This is a genomic window from Actinokineospora sp. HUAS TT18 (assembly GCF_051364635.1).
Taxonomy (GTDB): Bacteria; Actinomycetota; Actinomycetes; order Mycobacteriales; family Pseudonocardiaceae; genus Actinokineospora.
On the sequence record NZ_CP195645.1, the window covers coordinates 16,715 to 39,862 of the forward strand.

At 70.9% G+C, this 23,148-nt stretch carries 25 protein-coding genes; 14 read left to right on the top strand and 11 right to left on the bottom strand.

Annotated features, from left to right (window positions below):
• Nucleotides 1–20: 20 nt before the first annotated feature.
• From ACSHT8_RS00065 to ACSHT8_RS00115, 11 genes are all read left to right on the top strand, one after another.
• Nucleotides 21–1,733 (top strand): CTP synthase, encoded by a 1,713-nt coding sequence (locus ACSHT8_RS00065; RefSeq protein WP_436496435.1) that lies wholly within the window; start codon nucleotides 21–23, stop codon nucleotides 1,731–1,733.
• Nucleotides 1,730–2,377 carry an NUDIX domain-containing protein gene (locus ACSHT8_RS00070; RefSeq protein ID WP_436496437.1) on the top strand — a complete coding sequence of 216 codons (648 nt, stop codon included), beginning with the start codon at nucleotides 1,730–1,732 and terminating at the stop codon, nucleotides 2,375–2,377. The genes ACSHT8_RS00065 and ACSHT8_RS00070 overlap by 4 nt, the downstream gene beginning before the upstream one ends.
• Nucleotides 2,378–2,386: 9 nt before the next feature.
• Nucleotides 2,387–3,508, top strand: coding sequence for an alanine dehydrogenase (ald, locus tag ACSHT8_RS00075; protein ID WP_436496439.1), 1,122 nt, complete (start codon nucleotides 2,387–2,389; stop codon nucleotides 3,506–3,508).
• A complete protein-coding gene (gene xerD, locus ACSHT8_RS00080) occupies nucleotides 3,505–4,425 on the top strand; it encodes a site-specific tyrosine recombinase XerD (RefSeq protein ID WP_436501945.1) in 921 nt (306 codons plus the stop codon). The genes ald and xerD overlap by 4 nt, the downstream gene beginning before the upstream one ends.
• Nucleotides 4,426–4,579: 154 nt before the next feature.
• Complete coding sequence (locus ACSHT8_RS00085) at nucleotides 4,580–4,894, top strand: ArsR/SmtB family transcription factor (protein ID WP_436496441.1); 315 nt, start codon at nucleotides 4,580–4,582, stop codon at nucleotides 4,892–4,894.
• A 90-nt stretch (nucleotides 4,895–4,984) separates the two neighbouring features.
• On the top strand, nucleotides 4,985–5,911 hold the full coding sequence (locus ACSHT8_RS00090) for a ParA family protein (protein WP_436496443.1): 927 nt from the start codon (nucleotides 4,985–4,987) through the stop codon (nucleotides 5,909–5,911).
• Nucleotides 5,845–6,147, top strand: a complete 303-nt coding sequence (locus tag ACSHT8_RS00095) for a hypothetical protein (RefSeq protein ID WP_436496445.1) — start codon at nucleotides 5,845–5,847, stop codon at nucleotides 6,145–6,147. Before ACSHT8_RS00090 ends, ACSHT8_RS00095 begins: the two co-directional genes overlap by 67 nt.
• Nucleotides 6,144–6,977, top strand: a complete 834-nt coding sequence (locus ACSHT8_RS00100) for a segregation and condensation protein A (RefSeq protein WP_436496447.1) — start codon at nucleotides 6,144–6,146, stop codon at nucleotides 6,975–6,977. Before ACSHT8_RS00095 ends, ACSHT8_RS00100 begins: the two co-directional genes overlap by 4 nt.
• Before the next feature lie 452 nt (nucleotides 6,978–7,429).
• Entirely contained in the window at nucleotides 7,430–8,194 is a 765-nt protein-coding gene (gene scpB, locus ACSHT8_RS00105; RefSeq protein WP_436496449.1) for an SMC-Scp complex subunit ScpB, read from the top strand.
• Nucleotides 8,184–8,927 carry a pseudouridine synthase gene (locus ACSHT8_RS00110; RefSeq protein ID WP_436496451.1) on the top strand — a complete coding sequence of 248 codons (744 nt, stop codon included), beginning with the start codon at nucleotides 8,184–8,186 and terminating at the stop codon, nucleotides 8,925–8,927. Before scpB ends, ACSHT8_RS00110 begins: the two co-directional genes overlap by 11 nt.
• A 51-nt stretch (nucleotides 8,928–8,978) precedes the next feature.
• A complete protein-coding gene (locus ACSHT8_RS00115; RefSeq protein ID WP_436496453.1) occupies nucleotides 8,979–10,157 on the top strand; it encodes a DUF1015 family protein in 1,179 nt (392 codons plus the stop codon).
• Here ACSHT8_RS00115 and ACSHT8_RS00120 read toward each other — a convergent pair.
• Together ACSHT8_RS00120 and ACSHT8_RS00125 are read right to left on the bottom strand one after the other, a co-directional pair.
• Nucleotides 10,154–11,323, bottom strand: a complete 1,170-nt coding sequence (locus ACSHT8_RS00120; protein ID WP_436496455.1) for a cation:proton antiporter — start codon at nucleotides 11,321–11,323, stop codon at nucleotides 10,154–10,156. The genes ACSHT8_RS00115 and ACSHT8_RS00120 overlap by 4 nt on opposite strands.
• Before the next feature lie 7 nt (nucleotides 11,324–11,330).
• Nucleotides 11,331–11,813: a cation:proton antiporter regulatory subunit gene (locus ACSHT8_RS00125; RefSeq protein ID WP_436496457.1), complete on the bottom strand. Its 483-nt coding sequence runs from the start codon at nucleotides 11,811–11,813 to the stop codon at nucleotides 11,331–11,333.
• Between the two features lie 79 nt (nucleotides 11,814–11,892).
• Here ACSHT8_RS00125 and ACSHT8_RS00130 point away from each other — a divergent pair, with 79 nt between their 5' ends.
• The 3 genes from ACSHT8_RS00130 to ACSHT8_RS00140 are packed head-to-tail and all read left to right on the top strand — an operon-like array spanning nucleotide 11,893 to nucleotide 14,383.
• The gene (locus tag ACSHT8_RS00130) at nucleotides 11,893–13,248 is read left to right on the top strand and encodes a TrpB-like pyridoxal phosphate-dependent enzyme (protein WP_436496459.1); all 1,356 of its coding nucleotides are present in this window, start codon (nucleotides 11,893–11,895) and stop codon (nucleotides 13,246–13,248) included.
• Nucleotides 13,249–13,292: 44 nt separating this feature from the next.
• Nucleotides 13,293–13,985 (top strand): hypothetical protein, encoded by a 693-nt coding sequence (locus tag ACSHT8_RS00135; protein ID WP_436496461.1) that lies wholly within the window; start codon nucleotides 13,293–13,295, stop codon nucleotides 13,983–13,985.
• Nucleotides 13,982–14,383 carry a hypothetical protein gene (locus tag ACSHT8_RS00140; RefSeq protein ID WP_436496463.1) on the top strand — a complete coding sequence of 134 codons (402 nt, stop codon included), beginning with the start codon at nucleotides 13,982–13,984 and terminating at the stop codon, nucleotides 14,381–14,383. Before ACSHT8_RS00135 ends, ACSHT8_RS00140 begins: the two co-directional genes overlap by 4 nt.
• A 4-nt stretch (nucleotides 14,384–14,387) precedes the next feature.
• On the opposite strand, the gene ACSHT8_RS00145 is transcribed toward ACSHT8_RS00140, so the two are convergent.
• The 9 genes from ACSHT8_RS00145 to ACSHT8_RS00185 all read right to left on the bottom strand — a co-directional run bounded on the left by ACSHT8_RS00145 (nucleotide 14,388) and on the right by ACSHT8_RS00185 (nucleotide 23,141).
• Nucleotides 14,388–15,755, bottom strand: a complete 1,368-nt coding sequence (locus ACSHT8_RS00145; protein WP_436496465.1) for a permease prefix domain 1-containing protein — start codon at nucleotides 15,753–15,755, stop codon at nucleotides 14,388–14,390.
• Entirely contained in the window at nucleotides 15,752–16,120 is a 369-nt protein-coding gene (locus ACSHT8_RS00150; protein WP_436496467.1) for a PadR family transcriptional regulator, read from the bottom strand. The genes ACSHT8_RS00145 and ACSHT8_RS00150 overlap by 4 nt, the downstream gene beginning before the upstream one ends.
• Nucleotides 16,121–16,173: 53 nt before the next feature.
• Nucleotides 16,174–17,751 carry an ABC-F family ATP-binding cassette domain-containing protein gene (locus tag ACSHT8_RS00155; protein ID WP_436496469.1) on the bottom strand — a complete coding sequence of 526 codons (1,578 nt, stop codon included), beginning with the start codon at nucleotides 17,749–17,751 and terminating at the stop codon, nucleotides 16,174–16,176.
• A 162-nt stretch (nucleotides 17,752–17,913) separates the two neighbouring features.
• The gene (locus ACSHT8_RS00160; protein WP_436496471.1) at nucleotides 17,914–18,492 is read right to left on the bottom strand and encodes a DUF4240 domain-containing protein; all 579 of its coding nucleotides are present in this window, start codon (nucleotides 18,490–18,492) and stop codon (nucleotides 17,914–17,916) included.
• 16 nt (nucleotides 18,493–18,508) lie between these two features.
• Nucleotides 18,509–19,627 (bottom strand): acyl-CoA dehydrogenase family protein, encoded by a 1,119-nt coding sequence (locus tag ACSHT8_RS00165; protein WP_436496472.1) that lies wholly within the window; start codon nucleotides 19,625–19,627, stop codon nucleotides 18,509–18,511.
• Nucleotides 19,624–20,025, bottom strand: coding sequence for a RidA family protein (locus ACSHT8_RS00170; RefSeq protein ID WP_436496474.1), 402 nt, complete (start codon nucleotides 20,023–20,025; stop codon nucleotides 19,624–19,626). The genes ACSHT8_RS00165 and ACSHT8_RS00170 overlap by 4 nt, the downstream gene beginning before the upstream one ends.
• Nucleotides 20,022–20,849: an enoyl-CoA hydratase family protein gene (locus ACSHT8_RS00175; RefSeq protein WP_436496476.1), complete on the bottom strand. Its 828-nt coding sequence runs from the start codon at nucleotides 20,847–20,849 to the stop codon at nucleotides 20,022–20,024. Before ACSHT8_RS00175 ends, ACSHT8_RS00170 begins: the two co-directional genes overlap by 4 nt.
• A gap of 70 nt (nucleotides 20,850–20,919) precedes the next feature.
• On the bottom strand, nucleotides 20,920–21,597 hold the full coding sequence (locus tag ACSHT8_RS00180) for an SDR family NAD(P)-dependent oxidoreductase (protein ID WP_436496478.1): 678 nt from the start codon (nucleotides 21,595–21,597) through the stop codon (nucleotides 20,920–20,922).
• The gene (locus tag ACSHT8_RS00185; RefSeq protein WP_436496480.1) at nucleotides 21,594–23,141 is read right to left on the bottom strand and encodes a benzoate-CoA ligase family protein; all 1,548 of its coding nucleotides are present in this window, start codon (nucleotides 23,139–23,141) and stop codon (nucleotides 21,594–21,596) included. The genes ACSHT8_RS00180 and ACSHT8_RS00185 overlap by 4 nt, the downstream gene beginning before the upstream one ends.
• Nucleotides 23,142–23,148: the final 7 nt, after the last annotated feature.

Consider the following 23,148-nt stretch of genomic DNA (forward strand, 5'->3'; position numbering starts at 1 on the left):
GATCGACCACGGGAGCATCGTTGCCGCAGCACGCCAGGACGACCAAACACGTCTTCGTCACCGGAGGCGTCGCCTCCTCGCTGGGCAAGGGGCTCACCGCGTCCAGCCTCGGCCAGCTACTCACCTCGCGCGGCCTGCGGGTCACCATGCAGAAGCTGGACCCCTACCTCAACGTCGACCCCGGGACGATGAACCCGTTCCAGCACGGTGAGGTCTTCGTCACCGAGGACGGCGCCGAGACCGATCTCGACATCGGCCACTACGAGCGGTTCCTCGACCGCAGCCTCTCCGGCTCGGCGAACGTGACCACCGGCCAGGTCTACTCCGCGGTCATCGCCAAGGAGCGCCGCGGCGAGTACCTCGGCGACACCGTGCAGGTCATCCCGCACATCACCGACGAGATCAAGGCCCGCATCCGCGCGATGGCCCAGCCCGACGAGAGCGGCCGGGTGCCCGACGTCGTGATCACCGAGGTCGGCGGCACCGTCGGCGACATCGAGTCGCTGCCGTTCCTGGAGGCCGCGCGCCAGGTCCGCCACGACGTCGGCCGCGACAACGTCTTCTTCCTGCACGTGTCGCTGGTGCCGTACCTGGCGCCGTCCGGTGAGCTGAAGACCAAGCCCACCCAGCACTCCGTCGCCGCGCTGCGCAACATCGGCATCCAGCCCGACGCGATCGTCTGCCGCGCCGACCGGGAGATCCCCGACGGCCTCAAGCGCAAGATCGCGCTGATGTGCGACGTCGACACCGAGGCCGTCGTGGCCGCGCCCGACGCGCCGTCCATCTACGACATCCCGCGCGTGCTGCACGGCGAGGGCCTCGACGCCTACGTGGTGCGCCGCCTCGGCCTGCCGTTCCGCGACGTCGACTGGACGGTGTGGGGCGACCTGCTCGACCGCGTCCACAAGCCCAAGGAGACGGTGAAGATCGCGCTGGTCGGCAAGTACGTCGACCTGCCGGACGCCTACCTGTCGGTCACCGAGGCGCTGCGCGCGGGCGGGTTCGCCCACCGCGCCAAGGTCGAGGTCACCTGGGTGCCGTCCGACGCGTGCGAGACCCCGGCTGGCGCGGCCGCCGCACTGTCCGGTGTGGACGGTGTGCTGATCCCCGGCGGGTTCGGCGTGCGCGGCATCGAGGGCAAGATCGGCGCGATCACCCACGCCCGCACCCACCGCATCCCGACGCTGGGCCTGTGCCTGGGCCTGCAGTGCATGGTGATCGAGACCGCGCGCAACCTCGCGGGCATCGACGGCGCCAACTCCGACGAGTTCGACGAGAAGACCAAGCACGCGGTCATCAGCACGATGGCCGACCAGCAGGACGTCGTCTCCGGTGAGCGCGACATGGGCGGCACCATGCGCCTGGGGTCGTACCCGGCGAGCCTGGCGGCCGGGTCGGTCGTCGCGGGCGTCTACGGCAGCCGTGAGGTCACCGAGCGCCACCGCCACCGCTACGAGGTCAACAACGCCTACCGCGACAAGCTCACCAAGGCGGGCGTCGTCTTCTCCGGCACGTCGCCGGACGGCAGGCTGGTCGAGTTCGTCGAGCTGCCCGCCAAGACGCACCCGTTCTTCGTCGGCACCCAGGCGCACCCGGAGCTCAAGTCCCGCCCGACCCGCCCGCACCCGCTGTTCGCCGGGTTCGTCAAGGCCGCGCTGACCTACCTGCAGGCCGAGCGGCTGCCGGTGGAACTCGACGAAGAGCAGCCGGTCCCCGCCGGAGCGCAGGCGTGACCGAGGCAGGCACCCACGAGTTCACCGTCGCGTCCACTCGCGACATCCACATCGGACGGGTCGTCGGGCTGCGGCTCGACCAGGTCGTCATGCCGGGCGGCAACACCGCCGCGCGCGAGGTGGTCGAACACCTCGGCGCGGTGGCGATCGCCGCGCTGGACGACGACGGCAACGTCGTGCTCATCCACCAGTACCGGCATCCGCTGGGCCGCCGGATCTGGGAGCTGCCCGCCGGGCTGATCGACGGCCCCGGCGAGGACCCGGTCGACGCGGCCAAGCGCGAGTTGGTCGAAGAGGTCGGGCTGGTCGCCGAGGACTGGTCGGTGCTGGTCGACGTCGCCGCGTCGCCGGGCTTCACCGACGAGGTGGTGCGGGTGTTCCTGGCCACCGGGCTGTCCAGTGTGGAGCGTGAGGTGCTGGGCGACGAGGAGGCCGACCTGGTCGCCAAGCGGGTCCCGCTGGTCGAGGCCGTCCGGATGGCGCTCGCGGGCGAGATCGTCAACGGGGCGGCCATCGCGGGTGTGCTCGCCGCGCAGGCGGTCGACTCGGGCACCGCCGCACCGCGTCAGGCCGACGCGCCTTGGGTGGATCGGCCGACGCGGTTCGCCGCGCGTCAGCAGGCCCAAGCCGGTGGTGCACACTAAGCTCGGCTCGTGCTGGTCGGTGTTCCGCGCGAGGTCAAGAACCACGAGTACCGGGTGGCGATCACGCCAGCCGGGGTGGTCGAGCTGACCGATCGCGGCCACCGCGTGCTGATCGAAGCTGGGGCGGGTGCGGGCTCGTCGTTCCCCGACCACGACTACGTGGCGGCGGGCGCGGAGATCGTGCCGACCGCCGACGACGTGTGGGCCGCGGCCGAGCTGGTGCTCAAGGTCAAGGAGCCTATCGCCGAGGAGTACCCGCGGCTGCGGCGCGACCAGACCCTGTTCACCTATCTGCACCTCGCGGCGAGCGTCGAGTGCACGCGCGCGCTGGTCGACGCGGGCACCACCGCGATCGCCTACGAGACGGTGCAGGCCGCCGACGGGTCGTTGCCGCTGCTCGCGCCGATGAGCGAGGTCGCGGGCCGGATGGCGCCGCAGGTCGGCGCCCACTGCCTGGAGCGCGCGCAGGGCGGGCGCGGCGTGCTGCTCGGCGGGGTCTCGGGTGTCGCGGCGGGCAAGGTCGTGGTGATCGGCGCGGGCGTGTCCGGGATGAACGCGGCGAGCATCGCGCTGGGCATGCAGGCCGAGGTCGTCGTGCTCGACAACAACGTCAACCGGCTGCGCCAGATCGACTTCACCTACCGCGGCCACCTGCAGACCATCGCCAGCAACGCCTACGAGGTCGACAAGGCGTGCCGGTGGGCGGACCTCGTGATCGGCGCGGTGCTGGTGCCGGGGGCGAAGGCGCCGAAGTTGGTGTCGAACGAGCTGGTGTCGCGGATGCGGCCGGGGTCGGTGCTGGTCGACATCGCCATCGATCAGGGCGGCTGCTTCGCCGACTCGCGGCCGACCACACACGCCGAGCCGACGTTCCGCGTGCATGACTCGATCTTCTACTGCGTGGCGAACATGCCGGGCGCGGTGCCGAACACCTCGACCCGGGCGCTGGTCAACGTCACCCTGCCGTACACGCTCGCGCTGGCGGGCGGGGTGCGCGCGGCGGTGGCCGCCGACCCGGCGCTGGCCAAGGGGGTCAACGTGGCGGGCGGCGCGGTCGTGCACCCGGAGGTCGCCGAGGCGCACGGGCTCGTCCACGTGCCGCTGGCCGACGCGCTCGGGGGTGCGCGCTGAGCCCGATCGCCGCGGCGCTGCGCACGTACCTCGACCACCTCGCCGTCGAGCGGGGCACCTCGCCGAACACCCTCGACGGCTACACCCGCGACCTGCGCCGCTACCTCGACCACCTCGCCGCCGACGGCATCGACGACCTCGGCGCGGTGGGGGAGCGGCACGTCGCCGGGTTCCTGGCGGTGCTGCGGGAAGGCGACGCCGACCATCCGCCGCTGGCCGCGTCGTCGGCGGCGCGGGCGCTGGTCGCGGTGCGGGGGCTGCACAAGTTCGCCGTGCGCGAGGGGCTGACCGAGCACGACGCGGCGCGCGAGGTGAAGCCGCCGACCCCGCCGCGGCGGCTGCCCAAGGCGCTGCCGGTGGACGACGTGCTGCGGCTGCTCGACACACCGGTCGGCGAGGGGCCGGGGGTGCTGCGGGACCGGGCGCTGCTGGAGGTGCTGTATTCCACGGGCGCGCGGATCTCCGAGGCCGTCGGGCTGGACCTGGACGACATAGACACCGTCGAGCGGACTGTGCTGCTCGACGGGAAGGGCGGCAAGCAGCGGTTGGTGCCGATCGGCCGTCCCGCGTTGGACGCGCTCGACGCCTATCTGGTGCGGGCGCGGCCGGGGCTCGCGGCGCGGGGGCGGGGGACACCCGCGGTGTTCCTGAACGTGCGGGGTGGGCGGCTGTCGCGGCAGAGCGCGTGGAACGCGTTGAAGGTGGCGGCGGAGGTGGCCGGGATCCGGGTGCCGGTCTCGCCGCACACGCTGCGGCACTCGTTCGCCACGCACCTGCTGGAAGGTGGCGCTGACGTGCGGGTCGTCCAGGAACTGCTGGGCCACGCGTCGGTCACGACGACCCAGATCTACACCCTCGTCACGGTCAACACGCTGCGCGAGGTGTATGCGACCGCGCATCCCAGGGCACTCGGCTGAGTGGGTTGGGAAGTGAGATCGACTCCTGAATAGGACTCACAAAGGCGGTTACCTTAGTCTGTGCGCCCTGGAGGTGCCAGATGAGCGAGCCTGCGAGCGAATCATTGACACAGTGCCTTCGCGAGTGGAGCCGCCGATCTTGTGAGGCGGCCAAATGAGCGACCTTGATGAGCCTGCAGTGGAGCAGGTCACTCTCCCAGGGGTTCTGCACGCGCTCAGCGACCCGACACGGCTCGCCGTGGTCGCCCAGCTGGCGCGGGCACAGGAGATGTCCTGCGGGAACCTCGAGGTCGCCGTCGCCAAGTCGACACTGTCCCAGCACCTGCGGGTGCTGCGGGAGGCGGGCGTCACACACACCCGGCCGGACGGCAACCAGCGGTGGCTCTCGATCCGCCGCGCCGACCTCGACCAGGCCTTTCCCGGTCTGCTGGACTCCGTTCTCGGCGCGCTGGCGCCTTCCGACACCTGACCTGACTACCGGCGAGCCGCGTAGGTGGGGACCGGGTGTCCCTTTACTCTGCGGTAGACAGGTTCGCAGGCGACAAGGAGCTAGATCGCCATGTCGACACTTCCGCACTCTGGGCGTGGCGCGGTCGAACTGAGCATCGCACCGCGCGCCGCGTCCGACGAGGACGAACAGTACGACTCAGGGGGCAATGGAGTGGGGGCGACCGGCAGGCCACGCCGCCACATCCCGGAGCCGCCGCTGCTCAGCGGGCACGGACCGGCCAAGGTGCTCGCCGTCTGCAACCAGAAGGGCGGCGTCGGCAAGACGACGTCCACGATCAACCTCGGCGCCGCGCTGACCGAGTTCGGCCGCCGGGTGCTGCTGGTCGACTTCGACCCGCAGGGCGCGCTGTCCGTCGGCCTCGGCATCCCGGCCCACCAACTCGAGCAGACCATCTACAACGTACTGATCGAGCGGTCGGTCGGCATCCACGACGTGGTGATCCGCACGTGCGTGGAGAACATGGACCTGCTGCCGAGCAACATCGACCTGTCCGCCGCCGAGGTGCAGTTGGTCACCGAGGTCGGCCGCGAGCACACGCTGCTGCGCACGATCCGGCCCGTGATCGACGAGTACGACTACATCCTTGTCGACTGCCAGCCCTCGCTCGGCCTGCTGACGGTGAACGCGCTGACCGCGGCCGACGGCGTCCTGATTCCGCTGGAGTGCGAGTTCTTCTCGCTGCGCGGCGTGGCGCTGCTCATCGACACCATCGACAAGGTGCGCGACCGGCTCAACCCGAAGCTCGACATCACCGGCATCCTCGCCACCATGTTCGACCCGCGCACCCTGCACTCGCGCGAGGTCATGTCCCGCGTGGTCGAGGCGTTCGGCGAGACGGTGTTCGACACGGTGATCAACCGGACGGTCCGTTTCCCCGAGACGACGGTCGCCGGTGAGCCCATCACGACGTGGGCACCGCGCTCGGCTGGCGCGAAGGCGTATCGTCAGTTGGCGCGCGAGGTGATCGCCCGGTGACGTATCCACGCGGCACCCCGCGGCAGAAGCACAACTCGAAGATCACCGTTTACGTCTCGGATGAGGAATTGCTCGCTCTCGAACACGCCCGTCTCGCCCTGCGCGCGTCCCACGGCCTGGCCGTCGACCGCGGCAGGGTGGTGCGCGAGGCCGTCGCCGTGATCCTCGCCGACCTGCAGGACCACGGCGCGGACTCCGTCCTGGTGCGCAGGCTGCGCCAGGACGACGACGAGTGACCGCGGTGGCCGACGTCCCCACCCATGAACCAGTCGCGAATGGGAAGTTCACCGTCCGGCTGTCGAATTTCGAGGGCCCGTTCGACCTGCTGCTGCAGCTGATCTCGCAGCACCAGATGGACGTCACCGAGGTGGCGCTGCACCGGGTGACCGACGATTTCATCGCCCACATCAAGGCCGCCGGGGACGCGTGGAACCTCGATGAGACGACGGAGTTCCTCGTCGTCGCGGCGACGCTGCTGGACCTGAAGGCGGCCAGGCTGCTGCCGCAGGGCGACGTCGAGGACGAGGACGACCTGGCGCTGCTGGAGGCCAAGGACCTGCTGTTCGCGCGGCTGCTGCAGTACCGGGCGTACAAGCAGGTGGCGGCGCTGTTCTCGGAGCTGGAACAGAACGCGCTGCGGCGCTATCCGCGGTCGGTGGCGTTGGAGGACCGCTTCCAGGAGTTGCTGCCCGAGGTGATGCTGGGCGTCGACCCGGCACGGTTCGCCGAGATCGCGGCGGCGGTGTTCCGGCCGAAGCCGCCACCGGTGGTGTCGCTGGACCACCTGCACATGGGGAAGGTCTCGGTCCGCGAGACCGCGGCGTTGCTGCGGGTTCGGTTGGCGGCCATGGGGACGGCGACGTTCGCGGAGCTGACGGCGGACTGCGAGCACACGATCGAGGTGGTGGCCCGGTTCCTGGCCCTGCTGGAGCTGTACCGGGAGGCGACCGTGCTGTTCGAGCAGCATGATCCGCTGGGTGAGCTGCGGGTGGAGTGGACCGGCGGATCGGTCGCGGAGGCCGCGGTGGCGGCGGCGCCGGACACGGAAGATGAGGAGTACGGGTGATCCCGGAGAACGGGGCGGCTGAGACTTCCGCGGCTGATGAGGCCACGGATGCAGATGGGACCACTGCGGTGAATGGGGCTGCTGGGGTCGATGAATCTGCTGGGGTGATTGCGCCTAAAGAGGTTTCTGCTGGTCCTGCTGCTGGTGGGGTAGGTGGGACTGCGGAGGTTGCGCTTGGTGAGGCTGCCGGGAGCAGTGGGGCTGATGGTGTGGCTGCTGGGGGTAGCGCGGGCGGTGCTGGGGGCAGTGTGCCGGGTGAGGCGAGTGGGGACAGCACGGCAGATGAGGCAGCCGTGGCTCCTGCTGCCGATGGGGCAGGTGGGGCTGTCGAGGTAGCGCTTGGTGGGGCTGCCGGGGGCAGTGTGGCTGGCGGGGCTGCTGGGGCGATTGAGAGTGTGCCGGGTGAGGCCACCGGGGACAGTGCGGCAGGTGGGGCACCTGAGACTGCTGCGATGCCTGGTGGGGGTGAAGCTGATGGTGCCCATGAGTCCATTGGGACGGATGGGGCTGGTGCTCAGGAGGCCAGCGGGGTTGAAGAGACCGCTGGGCTGATTGAGGCTCCCGATGCCGGTGATGCCGGTGATGCCGGTGATGCCGGTGATGCCGGTGATGCCGGTGATGCCGGTGATGCCGGTGATGCCGACCTCGTCCCCACCGGATCCTTCCCCGACCTCACCGAAGACGACGACCTCGACTCCGCCCTCGAAGCCCTCCTCCTCGTAGTCGACGCCCCCGCCGAGGACGAACTCCTCGCCACCGCCGTTGATCAGAGTGTTGCCAGGGTGCGGCTAGCCCTGCGGCGGATGGCCGGGCGGTACACCGAGCAGGGCAGCGGGATCGACCTGCGGCGCGTGGGTGATGGGTGGCGGTTCTACACTCGTGACAAGTACGCGCCGGTTGTCGAGAAGCTGCTTCTCGATGGGCAGCGTGCGAAGCTCACCAGGGCGGCGTTGGAGACACTCGCCGTCATCGCTTATCGGCAGCCGGTCACGCGGTCGCGGGTGGCCGCGGTGCGTGGGGTGAACGTCGACGGCGTCATCCGCACCCTGGTCGTCCGGGGCCTGATCGAGGAGACGGGCACCGACTCCGAGACTGGTGGAATCCTGTACCGAACAACCGAGCTGTTCCTGGAGCGGTTGGGTCTGTCCTCACTCGAGGACCTGCCCCCGATCGCTCCGCTGTTGCCAGAAGTGGATGCGATTGACGATGTCGAATAGCCCCGGGCCGGAAGGCATCCGGCTGCAGAAGGTGCTCTCCAACGCGGGAGTCGCCTCGCGCCGGGCCGCTGAGGACCTGATCGACCAAGGTCGGGTGAGCGTCGACGGCAAGACCGTCCGCGAGCAAGGCATGCGGGTCGACCCGCTCAACGTCGTGATCCACGTCGACGGTGTGCGCGTCGTCGTGCGCGACGACCGGGTGTACCTCGCGCTCAACAAGCCGCGTGGCGTGCACAGCACGATGGAGGACGACCGCGGCAGGCCGTGTGTCGGCGACTACCTGCGCGACCGGGTCGACAAGCTCTTCCACGTCGGCAGGCTCGACGCCGATACCGAGGGGCTCCTCCTCCTCACCAACGACGGCGACCTGGCCCACCGGCTGATGCACCCGTCGTTCGAGGTGGCGAAGACCTACCTGGCCGAGGTGCCCGGGCCGGTCGCGCGCGACGTGGGCAAGCGGCTGCGGGAAGGGGTCATGCTCGACGACGGCCCCGCCAGGGTCGACTCGTTCCGCCTCGTCGACAACTTCGCGGGCAAGGCGCTGGTCGAGGTCGTGCTGCACGAGGGCCGCAAGCACATCGTGCGCCGCATCCTCGAAGAGGTCGGGCACCCGGTGCTGAAGCTGGTGCGCACCCGCATCGGCGACGTCCACCTCGGCAACCAGCGGCCCGGCTCGATCCGCGCGCTCAACCGGCCCGAGGTCGGCTCGCTCTACGCCTCCGTCGGGCTCTGAGCTCGATCCATCCTTTAGCGCCCACCGGGACCGGACAGGCAGGATGGTCCCATGACTGGCTGGGTCCGACCGATCAAGCGCGGCTGGGTCGTCCGCTCCGAGGTGCCCGGACCGGACGTCGACGAGTTCGCCGAGCAGCACCGCGTGACCGCCGCGCTCGCCCAGCCGGGCGCGGCGCGCGGGACGCTGTTGGCCGTGCAGCACCCGCATCGCACTCCGCCCGCGCTCGCCGACGGCCTGACGCTGCTGGAAGCCCTGCCGCACGCCCGCCGCGCGCTCCAGGATCTGGTGGTCAGCGCGTACCGGTCGGTCGAGGATGTGGTCGCGCCCTATCAGGTCGACGGCCCGGACGGCTCGGCCATCGGGCTGCTGTGCATGGTCGACCCCGCCGCCGTCGGCGGTGACGGCACCAGCCGGGTCGTGCACACCGAGCAGGTCTACCCGGACGTCGTGGCTGAGCGGGCCGCGGTGCTGGCCGGGCTCGGCTGCGCGACGAGTGCGGCGCTGCTGGTCCCGGTGACCGGCGGCGACCAACTCACTGCGGCCGTCACCGCCGCCATCGCCGCGTCCGGCGCGCCCGCTGTGTCCACTGTGGACGCCGCGGGCCGCAGGCACCGGGTGTGGTTGCTGGGTCCCGGCCCGATCCGGGACGCGATCATGGGCGTGGCCGCCGCGCAGGCGCTGCTCGTCGCCGACGGCAACCACCGGGTCGCCGCCGCGGCCGCGGCCAAGCTCGACGGCATCCTCGCCCTGGTCACCGCCGGTCCGCTGCTGCGCATCGGCGCGTTCCACCGCGTGCTCGTCGGCACGGGGCTGTCCCTGGACGCGATGGTCGACGCGTGGCGTGCGTGCGGACTGGTGGTCCGCGCCGCGCCCGACGCGCCCGCGCCGACCGTGCCGGGGACCGTGGTGGTGCGGCACAGCGGCCGGTCGGTCGTGGTGGAACTGCCGCCCGTCGACCCGGCCGAGACGCTGCCGCGTATCGATCACGCCGTGGTCGAGGACCTCATGGTGCACAAGGCACTCGGCGTCGACCCGGAAGGTCCGTGTGTGCGGACGCTGCCCAACGGCCGCGACCCCGGCGCCGACGCCGAGGCCGTCATCCTGATCGCCCCGGTGCCGCTGGACGACGTCCTGGCCGTTCACGCGGCGGGCGAGCGGATGCCGCGCAAGAGCACCTACTTCACGCCCAAGCCGCGCAGCGGACTCCTGTTGGCGGATCTGAACTAGGTCGTGGTCTTCCGTCGCAGCGCGTTCGCGACGGGTTCGACTACGCGCGCCGCGACCGGGCCGATGATCGCCATCAGCAGCACATACGCCGTCGCCAGCGCGGCCAACTGGTCGTCGACGGCGCCCGCGCTGACCGCGAGTCCGGCGATGACGATGGAGAACTCGCCGCGCGCGACCAGCGCCGCTCCGGCACGGGCCCGTCCCATCCGCGCGACGCCTTGGCGCCGCGCCGCCCACCAGCCGGTGGCGACCTTCGTCAGGGTCGTCACCACCGCCAGGCCCACGGCGTAGGCGAGGACCGGCGGGATCGTGGCCGGGTCGGTGTTGAGGCCGAACACCACGAAGAACATCGCCGCGAACAGGTCGCGCAGCGGCTCAAGGAGCTTGGTGGCGTTCTCCGCGGTGGAGCCGGAGATGGCGATACCCAACAGGAACGCGCCCACCGCCGCCGACACCTGAAGCTGCGAGGCCACGCCCGCGACCAGCAGCGCCGCGCCGAGCACGCGCAGCAGGAAGACCTCGGGCTCGGGGCTGTCGACGACCATCGACACGAACCGGCCGAAGCGCAGCGCGATCGCGAGCACGACGGTGATCACGACCAGCGAGATCCCCACCGCGGTCAGCCCGCCGAGCAGCGTCGCGCCCGCGAGTACGGCGGTGAGGATCGGCAGGTAGACCGCCATCGCCAGGTCCTCGAACACCAGGATCGACAGGATGACCGGCGTCTCCCGGTTGCCGAGCCTGCCGAGGTCGCCGAGGACCTTGGCGACGATGCCCGACGACGAGATGTAGGTGACGCCCGCCATCGCCATCGCGCCGATCGGGCCCCAGCCCAGCATCAGCGCGACCGCGGCCCCGGGCGCGGCGTTGAGCACGATGTCGAGCAGACCGGCCAGCCACGACCGGCGCAGGCCGGTGACGAGTTCCTCCGCGGAGTACTCCAGGCCGAGCAGCAGCAACAGCAGGACGACGCCGATCTCGCCCGCGAGGTCGGCGAACTCCTCGATGCCCTCCAGCGGGACGAGTCCGCCCGAGCCGAACGCGAGACCGCCGATCAGGTACAGGGGGATGGGGGAGATGCCGATCTTCCAGGCGAGTCTGCCGAGCAGTCCGAGGCCGAAGAAAACCGCGCCCAGTTCGATCAGGGCGATAGCGGGGTTGTGCACGGGCGGCTCAGCCGGTTTCGAGCAGGTCGACGGCGGCGGCCAAGCCCTCGGCCGTGCCGACGGTCACCAGCAGGTCGCCCCCGGCGAAGCCGAAGTCGGGCGTCGGCGACGGGTGCACTGTCCCGCCGCGGACGATCGCCACGACGGACACGGCGGTGCGGGTGCGCAGCGCGGTGTCGCCGAGGGTGCGCCCGTCGAACGGCGAGCCGGGCACGATCGGGAGCTGCCGGGTGGTGATCCCGGTGACCTCGCGGTGCTGTTCCTCCAGCCGCACCACCAGGTGCGGCGCGCCGAGCAGGCCCGCCAGGGTGCTGGATTCCTCCGGGGTCATCGGGATCGACGCCGCGCACGAGTCGGGGTCGTCGGCCTTGGACACGATCAGGTCGGTGCGGCCGTCGCGGTGGGCGATCACCCCGATTCGCCGTCCGGAGCGCAGCGAGAAGTCCTGACGCGTGCCTATGCCCGGCAGGGGGGTCACCTCGACGTTCACTCCTCCACCGTAACAAGTGGCCGGGTGGGCGCGGCGGACCTAGCGTTGGTCGGATCAGCGACGATCCGGGAGGCGGACCATGCGTACCAAGTTCCTGCTCGACGAGTCCGACCTGCCGACGCAGTGGTACAACATCATCCCCGACCTGCCGGAACCGCCACCGCCGCCGCTGCACCCGGGCACCAAGCAGCCCGTAGGGCCGGACGACCTGGCGCCGCTGTTCCCGATGGCGCTGATCCTGCAGGAGGTGTCGCAGGAGAGCTACATCGACATCCCCGACGAGGTGCTCGACGTCTACCGGCTGTGGCGGCCGTCGCCGCTGTTCCGCGCGCACCGGCTCGAACGGTCGCTCGGCACACCCGCGCGGATCTACTACAAGTACGAGGGCGTCAGCCCGGTCGGCTCGCACAAGCCGAACACGGCGGTCCCGCAAGCGTTCTACAACGCGCGGGAGGGCGTCCGGAAGCTGACCACGGAGACCGGCGCGGGCCAGTGGGGCAGCGCTCTGGCGTTCGCGTGCTCGGTGTTCGGCATCGAGTGCGAGGTGTGGCAGGTCCGCGCCTCGTACGACCAGAAGCCGTACCGCAAGATCATGATGGAGACCTTCGGCGCGACCGTGCACCCGAGTCCGTCGGACCGCACGGCCTCGGGGCGGGCGGTGCTGGCCGAGCACCCGGACTCCACGGGCAGCCTGGGCATCGCCATCAGCGAGGCCGTCGAGATGGCCGCGGCCGACCCCGACACCCGCTACGCGCTGGGGAGCGTTCTCAACCACGTCCTGATGCACCAGACGGTGATCGGCGAGGAGGCGATCAAGCAGTTCGAGTTGGCCGGGGACACCCCGGACGTGATCGTCGGCTGCACCGGCGGTGGGTCGAACTTCGGCGGGCTGGCGTTCCCGTTCCTGCGGGAGAAACTGGCGGGCCGGATCTCGCCGACCATCCGCGCGGTCGAGCCCGCGGCCTGCCCTTCGCTGACCAAGGGCGTCTACGCCTACGACTTCGGCGACACCGCTGGGCTCACTCCGCTGCTGAAGATGCACACGCTGGGGCACAGTTTCATCCCGGACCCGATCCACGCGGGCGGCCTGCGCTACCACGGGATGTCGCCGCTGCTGTCCCACATCTACGAACTTGGCCTGATCGACGCGGTCGCCATCCCGCAGAACGAGTGCTTCGCCGCGGGCGTCCGCTTCGCGCGGTCGGAGGGGATCATTCCCGCCCCGGAGCCGACGCACGCGCTGGCGGAGTGCGTGCGGGAAGCGTTGCGGTGCAAGGAGACCGGCGAGGAGAAGGTGATCCTGACGGCGCTGTGCGGGCACGCGCACCTGGACCTGCCCGCGTACGGGGCGTACCTTGCGGGAGAGATCGTGGACCACGAACTGCCGCAGGACGAAGTGGACCGAGCGCTGGCGGAACTGCCCGCCCTGGCGTGACCGTCGCACTGCGACCGCCTGTCCCCGGCCCTATCGTGGCTGGTGTGGCCCAGATCAGGATGACCGTCCACGACGAGGGCGCCGACGATCCCGACCTCCGGCGCGCGATCGACCACTTCACCCTGGGCGCCGACCGGACATCGGCCGACACCTGGGCGCTGGACTTCGAGACCGACCTGCACTCGCTGGCCTTCTCCCGCGCGACCGCGGGCAGGCGGCTGACTCTCGGCGCGCGGCCGGGCGTCGACGCCGACGGGTTCGAGGACTGGAGCGTGGCGGGCCGCGGCGAGGTCGAGCCGTCGACCCGGATCCTGCCCGAGAACGCGCCACCCGGGCCGGACGGCGCCATGGTGTTCCGCTACGAGATGGCGTGGATCAAGACCGAGACCGCCGACCCGCCGCCCCGCGCGCTCGTCGGCAAGCTCGGCCTCGCCGAGAGCATGAGCGGTGGCGGCTCGTGGATCTGGCGGGCGGTCAAGCTGGGCTGGCGGCTGACGGGCGCGCTCGACGTGCGCGACGAGATCGCCATCTGGCTGGCCCGCGAGGCGTGGCAGAAGCTGGACCGCCAGAACGCGGAGTGGCGTGCGGAGATCCAGCGCTGGGAGGCCGACCAGCGGCTGATCGTGGAGGCGCGGGCGCAGCGCCACGTCCGGCTCAACTCCGGTTCCGCGCGGGAGCGCGCGAAGTGGCAGCACCACTACGCCGTCATCGACAAGCTGATCCGGCTGGGCGTATGAGCGAGGTCCGGCTGCACACCAAGCTGCGGGCCGCCCAGGTCACGCTGAGCCTGCAGAGCGCGGTGGCCACCTTCGGCGGCAGGCTCGGCTCGGTGTCGGACACGATGCTGCAGGTGTCGCTCGACCCGTACGCGCCCGCGGAGAAGCTCAAGGCGCTCTACGCCGACCCGAGCAACGTCGAGAACTACCGGCTGTCAGTCGTTCTCACCGTCTACCTCGCCACGTCTCCTGGCAACACCGAGCTGGTGCTGACCTCGCGGCCGTCGGTGCACTACATGGTCGACGCGCTCGGGGTCAGCACGTCCACAATGGACGCGTTCGTCCGGACGGTCGACCAGACCCTGCGGGCGGTCGAGCAGGGACAGCGGCCCCCCGACAGGCCGCCGCCCCCGCGGTGATGGATCAGGCGTAGTTGAACAGTGGCGGGAAGACCAGGACCACGATCCACGCCCACGCGGCGTAGATCGGCAGGTACGTGGTCTGCCAGCGTTCCAGTGCCGCGAAGGGCACGCGGCGGCGGACAAGGCCGAGGAGCAGCCACGCCGACCAGGCGAGGCTGGCCAGCAGGATGACGTTCTCGCCGAGCGCGGCCGCCTTGTTGGGCGTCGTGCCGAACTCGGTGATGCGGCCGGTGATCTCCAGCAGCACCAACACATCGATGGCGAGCGCGCTGACCACGAGGGCGAGCTGGAGCTTGTCGAACAGTCCGGCCGGGGCCAGCGGGTCGCGGGCGGAGATCGAGTAGAGCAGCAGCGCCAGGACCACGACCAGCAGCAGGTCGAACAGGATCAGCGCGTCCCGCTCGACGTCGATGCCGGAGGTGGTGACGACGATGGCGACGAGGAATGCCAGCAGCGCGACGGTGAACAGCGGGGTGAACAGCCGCGTGAGCACCGGGGCGATGTTCTCGACGACACTCTGCTTCGCCTCGACGAGCCACCCGGCCACCACGGCCGCCGCGGCGGCGCCGCAGGGCATGAGCCACTCCGACGCGAAGGTGTCCGGGGAGATCCCGATGGCGTTGAACGTGCCGAACAGGAAGGCGATCAGCACACCGCCGCCGAGGGCGATGAGGACGTAGTAGATGAACCATTCGCCGGTGAAGCGGATGAAGTCCATGCGCCTGCGTGGCGAGCGAACGTCGTCGGCCACGTAGGCGAGACCGACCGCGAACCACAGGGCGATGGGCAGGTGGATGCTCGTCAGGACCACCGACTGGGAGTTCTCGGCGAGCGGGAACGCGTTGGCCGCCACGGCGCCGAGGGCGAACAGCGCGAACAGCACACCGATCACCGCCGCCGACGCCTGGCGGCGCCACGCCAGCAGGGCCGCGAGCCAGGGCAGCACGAACAGGGCGATGTTGGACGCGTAGAACTCCGCGTCCCGGTCCATGTCCGCGCCGAACAGTTCCGGCATCTTGACCGACGCCGCCGCGCCCGCCGCGCAGACGACCATCGCGAGCAGGTCGCGGCGGGACCGGGTGTCGGCGGCCGGGCCGTCGGACTCCCCGGTCAGGACAAGCTGCTTCCACAGCCGTTCCGAGTGTTCCCTGGCGAACTCGCGCGACAGCTCGTCCAGGCTGCCCATGCGCTTGACCGCGACCAGGAACGCCTCGTCGGCGTGCAGGCCCGCGGTCACGAGCTCGTCGACCGAACCCCGGAGGTGGTCTTCGAGCTCCTCGACGTCGGCGGGTCGAAGTTCCTTGCGCCGCTGGACGTACTGCCGCCACTGCGTGAACTGGCCCTCCAGCTCGTCCTGACTGTCCGTCATGCGTAGCCCCCCAACGGGATCGCGATCAGCGGCCTGGTGTCGCCCGGCCAGATCTCTTTGAGCGTGTCCACCACCGTGTCCCACTGGCGGCGCTGCTCGACGAGCTCGGCGCGGCCGCTGCTGGTGATGCTGTAGTACTTGCGCCTGCGTTCCCCGGCGACCGACTGCCAGTTGGCCTCGACGTGGCCGAGGCGTTCGAGCCGGTGCAGCAGGGGGTAGAGCAGCCCCTCGGTCCAGTCCAGCTTTCCGCCGGACAGCTCGTTGATCCGCCGGAGGATGGCGTACCCGTAACTGTCGGCCTCGGCCAGGATGCCTAACACCATGGGGGTCGCCGAAGCGGCGACCAGATCCTTGGTGACTTTCACGCGCCCTCCGACCCTAGATGTGTAATGCATAGTACTGTTAGGTATCGGCGCCGTCAAAGCGCCAGGCGCGGCCAGGAGTCGGTGTCACGCAACAGCTGCCGGTCGTGGGTGGCGATCACCACTGCGGCCGGAGTCGCGCCGAACGCGGCGGTGAGCTCGTCGACGAGGGTGGCCGACAGGTGGTTGGTCGGCTCGTCGAGCAGCAGCACGTGCGGGCGCGCGGCCAGCACGAGCGCGAGGTCCAGCCGCCTGCGTGCGCCGATCGACAGCTCCCGCACCGGGCGGTGCGTGTCGTGCCGGTCGAGCAGGCCCAACGCGGCCAAGCCCGGTCCTTCGTGGACTCGTTGGTCGTAGACCTCTACTGCCGTGCGCTTGGCGGGCAGGTCGGACTCCTGGCCCAGCCGTCCCAGCCGCACCCTGGCCTGGCGGACGGTGCCCGTGGTGGGCGCCAGGTCGCCCGAAAGGACGGCCAGCAGCGTCGACTTGCCCGCGCCGTTCGGCCCGGTGACCACCAGCCGGTCACCGGAGTCCAGCGCGAGGTCGACCGGGCGGGCCAGCCTGCCCGCCACGGTGACGTTGTCGGCCCGGAGCAGGGTGGCGCCGCGGTGTTCCGGCAGCTCGGGCATGGCGAACCGGACCGGCGGCGGCGGGATCGCCACCACGTGTTCGGCCAGGTCATCCTGCCTGCGGCGCACGGCCCGGACGAGTCCGGGCGCGCGGGTGGCGCGGGCGTGCTTGCCGTGGCCCTTGCCCGGGCGCCAACTGTCCCGCAGCCGGTTCTGCGCCGCGGACAGGTCGTCGGCCAGCCGCTGCTGCTCGGAGAGCTGCTCGCTGTGCAGCGCCTCCCATCGGGCCCGCTCGGCGTGGCGGGTCTCGACGTAGGTGCGGTAGCCGCCGCCGTAGACCCGGGGCCTGCCGTCGCTGGACGGGTCGAGGTCGACCACGGTGGTGGCCACGTCGGCCAGCAGCGCTCGGTCGTGGCTGACCAGCACGACCACGCCCGGGTGGGCACGCAGCCGCTCGGTGAGGTGGTCGAGCCCGCTGGCGTCGAGGTGGTTGGTCGGCTCGTCGAGCAGCAGCACGCTGTGCCCGGCACCGAGCAGACAGGCCAGCCGCACCCGGTGGCGCTGCCCGACGGAGAGCGTCGCGAGCGACCGGTCGCGGTCGTCAACGGCGTTCAGCGCGGCCAACGACACCTCAACCCGCCGATCAGCGTCCCACGCGTCGATCGCCTCAGCCTCCGCGAGCGCGGCGGCGTAGTCGTCGTCCGCGCCGGGACGGCCGTCGGTGAGTGCTTCGGTGGCGGTTTCCAGACGGGACAGGGCTTGGCGCGCGGCGGCTAGTTCGAGGTCGATCAGGTCGCCGACGGTGCCCGTTTGTGGAAGCTGCTGATCGGCGACACCGACTGAGCCCACGCGGCGTATTTCGCCGCTGTCGACGGGGATGTCGCCCGCGAGCACGCGGAGCAGGGTGGTCTTGCCCCGACCGTTCTCCCCAACCACGGCGACTCTTTCACCTGCCGTTGCGACGAGGTCGACCCCGGCGAGGATGGGCTTGCCGCCAAAGGAGAGGTGAACTTCGGACAGGCGAACGTACGCGGCGCGCGCAGGGGCCAGCGAAAGGTCTGACATGAGAAATTGCCTCCGAGAATCGTGATGCGGGAAAGGACGAAGACGGCACCGCGGTCCGCGGCACCGGGGGAGGCGTCGTCCCTTAGAGGAAGAAGAGCTGTTGCATCACGTTCACCAGGCTAGGTCAGCCTGGGAATCTCCTCACCTGATTTATGGCGAGGCTCAGGCGACCTTGGCGCTGAAGAGGAAGGTCAGTTTTGGCAGGTGTTCGGCGACCGCGTCCGGTTCCGCCACGTCCCAGTCGATGTCGGCTGGGTCCGGGTTCACCGGGAGGTCGTGCCCCGCGTCAAGCAGAGCCTGCTCCAAGCCGGCTTCCCGGCCGGTCGCGTCCTGGTAAGCCTCGTGCGCGGCGTAGTCCAGGCTTTCCCAGTCCGGCCAGTCCTGGTCCGACCACGTCTTCATCGGACGGGACGCGAGCGCGCGCACCGCGTCGACCTCGGCCAACGTGTCCGGGTCGGCGACGACGCGGTCGAAGGTGGCGCGGCCCAGTGACAGCAGCCAGAGTTGGAAGTACCAGAAGCTGTCGTCGGAGCAGAAGCCGTCCTGGATGATTCGGGCGGCGGCCCACATGGGCCAGGTGTCGGCGCGGAGGCGGACTTCCGACAGCTTGACCTGGAAGGCGACGATCTGCTCGACCGGCAGCCGGGTCAGTTCCTCGGTCAGCCACTCGCTCTGTTCGTCGCGGTCGCCTGGCTGCTCGGCGGCTCGGGTGATCAGCAGCCAGAAGGCCTCTTCGGTCATGCCGATCATCGTGGCATCAGGCACCGACAGGACGGAACAGGCTCCTCGCGATGATCTCCCGCTGGATCTCCGACGCGCCCTCGTAGATGCGTGGCGCCCGGACTTCCCGGTACAGGTGCTCCAGCAGGTGCCCGCGTTCCAGCGCGCGGGCGCCGTGAACCTGAATGGCCAGGTCGACGGCCACCTGGGCGGTCTCGGTGGCGAACAGCTTCGCCATGGCCGACAGGTGACCGGTGCGGCCGGGGTCGGCGTCGTAGGCCGCGGCGGCGTCGTGGACGAGCAGGCGGGCGGCGCGCAGGCGGGTGGCGACGTCGGCCAGTTGATGGGAAACGCCCTGGAAGGTGGACAAGGATCGCCCGAAAGCGTGACGTTGGGCGGCGTGGGCGACGGCGGCGTCCAGGGCGGCCTGGGCCATGCCGACGGCGAAGGCGCCCACGCTCGGGCGGAACATGTCGAGTGTCCGCATCGCGACCGACCAGCCGCCGTCGACGTCGCCGAGGACGCGGTCGCGTGGGACGCGGACGTCGCTGAACCGCAGTCGCCCGATCGGGTGGGGGGCGATGAGGTCGATGTGCTGGCCGGTCAGGCCGGGGGTGTCGCGGTCGACGGCGAACGCGGTGATGCCCTTGGCGCCGACGCCTTCGGTCGTCCGCGCGAACACCGAGTAGACCTCGGCCTCCGGCGCGTGCGAGATGTAGGTCTTCTCGCCGTTGAGGACGTAGTCGTCGCCGTCGGCGGTGGCGCGCAGGGTGAGCGACGCGGCGTCGGAGCCCGCGTCCGGCTCGGTCAGGGCGAACCCGACGGCCGCCTTGCCCGCGGCGATGCGCGGGATCCACTGCTCGACGACCTCGGGTGACCCGGCGAGCAGGATCGGGTACGCGCCGAGGCCCTGCAGCGCGAACGCGGTCTCCGCCTCGGTGCAGTGCCGCGCCAGGCCCTCGCGGATGAGGCACAGGTCCATCGCCGAGGTCGGGATGTAGCCGTCGGCGCCGCGCTGGAAGATGCGGCCGAGCAGGCCGTGTTCGGCCAGCGCCGACAGCAGCGGCCGGTTGATCCGGCCCGCGATGCCGCGTTCGGCGATCTCGCGCAGCGGACCGGCGGCGACCTTCTCGGTGTGCGCGCTCAACTCGTTCACGGGATCACCGCCGTCCCGATCAGCTCGATCATGGCTTCCTCGTCGAACAGTTCGACCACCCCGAGCAGCGCGACGGCCGGGTATTGCCTGCCGAAGTGCTTGCGCCACAAGGGACCCAGCTCGGGCAGCGCCGCCTTGTATCCGGCGACGTCGGTCACGTAGATCACCAGCGACACCAGGTGCCCCGGTTCGCCGCCCGCCGCCGCGAGCGCGCCGACGACGTTGCCCGCCGCCTGGTCGAACTGCTCGGCCATGGTGGTGCCGACGATCTGGCTGTCGGCGTCCTGCGCGGTCTGCCCGCCCAGGTACACCGTGCGTCCCGGCGCCGCCACGACAGCGTGCGCGAACCCGACCGGCTTGGCCAGACCGGGCGCGGTGACGATCTCGTGCGGGGTCACCGGCCGGTCCACTTCGGACGGCGGCCCTCGGTCCACGCGGTGTAGAACTCGTTGTGGTCGGTGGACTTCATCAGCAGGGCCTGGGTGATGGCCTCCAGCTCGATGGCACTGCCCAGGTCCATGTCCAGTTCGCGGGTCAACAGCACCTTCGTGGTCGAGTACGCCAGCGCGGGGCCGTCGGCGAGCCTGCGGGCCAGTGCGTCGGCGGTCGCGGCGAGGTCGGCGTCGGGGACGACCTGGGTGGCCAGGCCGATCCGGTCGGCCTTGGCGCTGTCGACCTTGTCGCCCAGGATCAGCAGCTCGGTGGCCCGGCCCAGGCCGATGAGCCGGGGCAGCAGGTACGCCGACCCCATGTCCGCGCCCGCCAGACCCACCTTGGTGAACAGGAACGCGAACGACGCCGACTCGGCCAGCAGCCGGAAGTCGCTGGCCAGCGCGATGACCGACCCCGCGCCCGCCGCGACGCCGTTGACCGCCGCGATCACCGGCAGCGGGCACTCGCGCAGCGCCTTGACCACCGCGCCGGTCATGCGGGTGAAGTCGAGCAGCTCGGCGGGTGCCATCTTCTGCAGCTCGCCGATGATCTCCTCGACGTCGCCGCCGGAGCAGAAGCCGCGGCCCTCGCCGCGCAGCACGAGCACCCGGGCGTCGCCGCGGTGGGGGAGTTCAGCGAGCAGGTCGCGCAGGTCGGCGTAGACGTCGAAGGTGAGCGCGTTCAGCTTCTCCGGCCGGTTCAGCGTCACCGTGGCCACACCATCGGCGACCTCGAACCCGAAGTGCTCCCACTTCTCCGTGAAGCCGGGTGAAGCGCGGAACGGACTCATTTGATCTCCCCGCTGGCGCTATCGGTCGATGCGCCGTCCACTGTGTTGAATGATTCACTCGCAAGCTCGCTCATGAATTTCCTCCTCCATCGAGCACGAGCGTTTGGCCGTTGATCGCCCCGGCCTCGGGCGCGGCCAGGAAAGCCACCGCGAACGCCACTTCCTCCGGTTCGAGCAGCCGACCCAGCGGCGACATCGCGGCGAGCGCGGCCTCCCCGCTCTTGCCGGTCCGCTCCTCGATCCGCTGGATCGTCTTCGCCGTCATGTCCGTTCTCACGAATCCGGGACACACAGCGTTCGATGTCACCCCGGTCCCGGCGACCTCGGCCGCGACCGCGCGCGTCAGCCCGACGGCCGCGTGCTTCGAGGCGGTGTAGGCCGAGGTGTACTTCGACCCGGTCAGCCCGGCGACCGACGCCACGGTGACGATCCGCCCATGGTCGCGCTCGACCATCCCCGGCAGCACCGCCCGCGTGCACAGGAACGCGCCGAGCGCGTTGACGTCCATCTGGGACTGCCAGTCGGCCCGCGTCGTCCTCGCCAGGGGCGCGCTCGACGAGATCCCCGCGTTGTTGACCAGCACGTCCACCGTCATCCCGGTGAAGAACGCGTTCACCGCGGCCTCGTCGGTGACGTCGAACTCCGCCTGCCCGACTGGGACGACCTTGTCGCCGCTCTCGCGGAAGCGGGCCACGATCGCGGCGCCGATGCCGCGGGTGCCGCCGGTGACCACCACGAGCCGGTTCACGGCGCCACCTCCAGCTGCCGCAGCGCGCGCCGGTCGAGCTTGCCGTTGGTCGTGCGCGGCAGCGCGTCCACGAAGATCACGCGTTCGGGCGTCTTGTGTGGCGACAGGCGTTCGCGGACGTAGGCGCGCAGGTCGTCCTGGTCCAGCGGCACCCGCGCGACGACGTAGGCGTAGGGCCGGACCAGCCCGTCGGTCTCGTGGCCCGCGACCGCGCACTCGACGACGTCCGGGTGTCCGATCAGGCAGTGCTCGATCTCGCTGGGCGCCACCCAGATCCCGCTCACCTTGAGCAGGTCGTCGGCGCGGCCCTGGTAGTGGAAGGCGCGGTCGGCGTCGCGGACGAACAGGTCGCCGGTGTGCACGGTGTCGCCGCCGGGGAACGTGATCGCGGACTTCTCGCGGTCGCCGTGGTAGCCGAGCGCGGCCGTCGCCCCGATGACCTCCAGCGTGCCGGTCTCGCCGTCGGGGACCTCGACGCCGTCCGGGTCCACCACGCGCGCGCGGTAGCCGGGGACGAGCGTGCCGACGCCGCTCGATCCCGCGCCGGGCCGGTTGGAGATGTAGATGTGGTACGCCTCCGACGAGCCGATCCCGTCGACCACCTCGACGCCGAACGCCTTGTCCCACTTGCGGTGCAGCTCCGGCGGCAGCGCCTCCCCGGCCGACGTGCACAGCCGCAGGCAGCTCAGGTCCTGCTCGGCGGCGGCCGGGTGGGCGACCATCGCGCTCATCATCGTGGGCACGTTCACCAGGATCGTCGGCCGGTGCTTCGCGATCAGCTCGAAGATCTTCTCCGGCGTGGTCCGCTCGGCGAACACGATCCCGGCCCCGCCGACGCCGAACGGGAACAGCGCGGCGAGGTCGCGGGCGTAGCCGAAGAACAGTTTCGGCACGGGCAGCACGATGTCATCGGGCCGCATGTCGAGCACGCCGCGGGCGTACCAGTCGTGGCTCAGGACCGGCGACCGGTTGGTGTGCACGCACGCTTTCGGGGCGCCCGTGCTGCCGGTGGTGAACTTCCACAGGGCGACGTCGTCACGCAGGCTGTGGTGGGCTTCCAGGTCGGTCGGCGCGGCCGGGACCAGGGCGTCGAAGTCGTGTTCGTTGTCGCGCAGCTCCAGCCCGGCCCCGCCGACGACCAGCACCTGCCTGCCCGCGGTGCCCGCCTCGCGCACCCGGTCCAGCGTCACCGGATCGACCACGACGACGTCGGCGTGGGTGTAGTCGAGGAAGTAGGCGTAGTCCTTGGCGGGCAGGAACGTGTAGACCTCGGCGGTCACCGCGCCGAGCTTCTGCGCGGCGTACCAGGTGGCGACGAACTCGACGCCGTCGTTCAGCGCGAGCAGCACCCGGTGGCCCGCGCGCAAGCCGAGGTCGCGCAGCACGTGCCCGACCTGGTTGGTCAGCGCGGCCAACTCGGCGTAGGTCGTGGCGCCGCCCGCGCCGTAGAGGGCGGTGCGGTCGCCGCGGCCCTCTACGACGTTGCGGTCGAGGAAGTAGGTCGCCAGGTTCAGCTGCTCAGGGAGAGCGTCGTAGCGCAACACCGCGTGT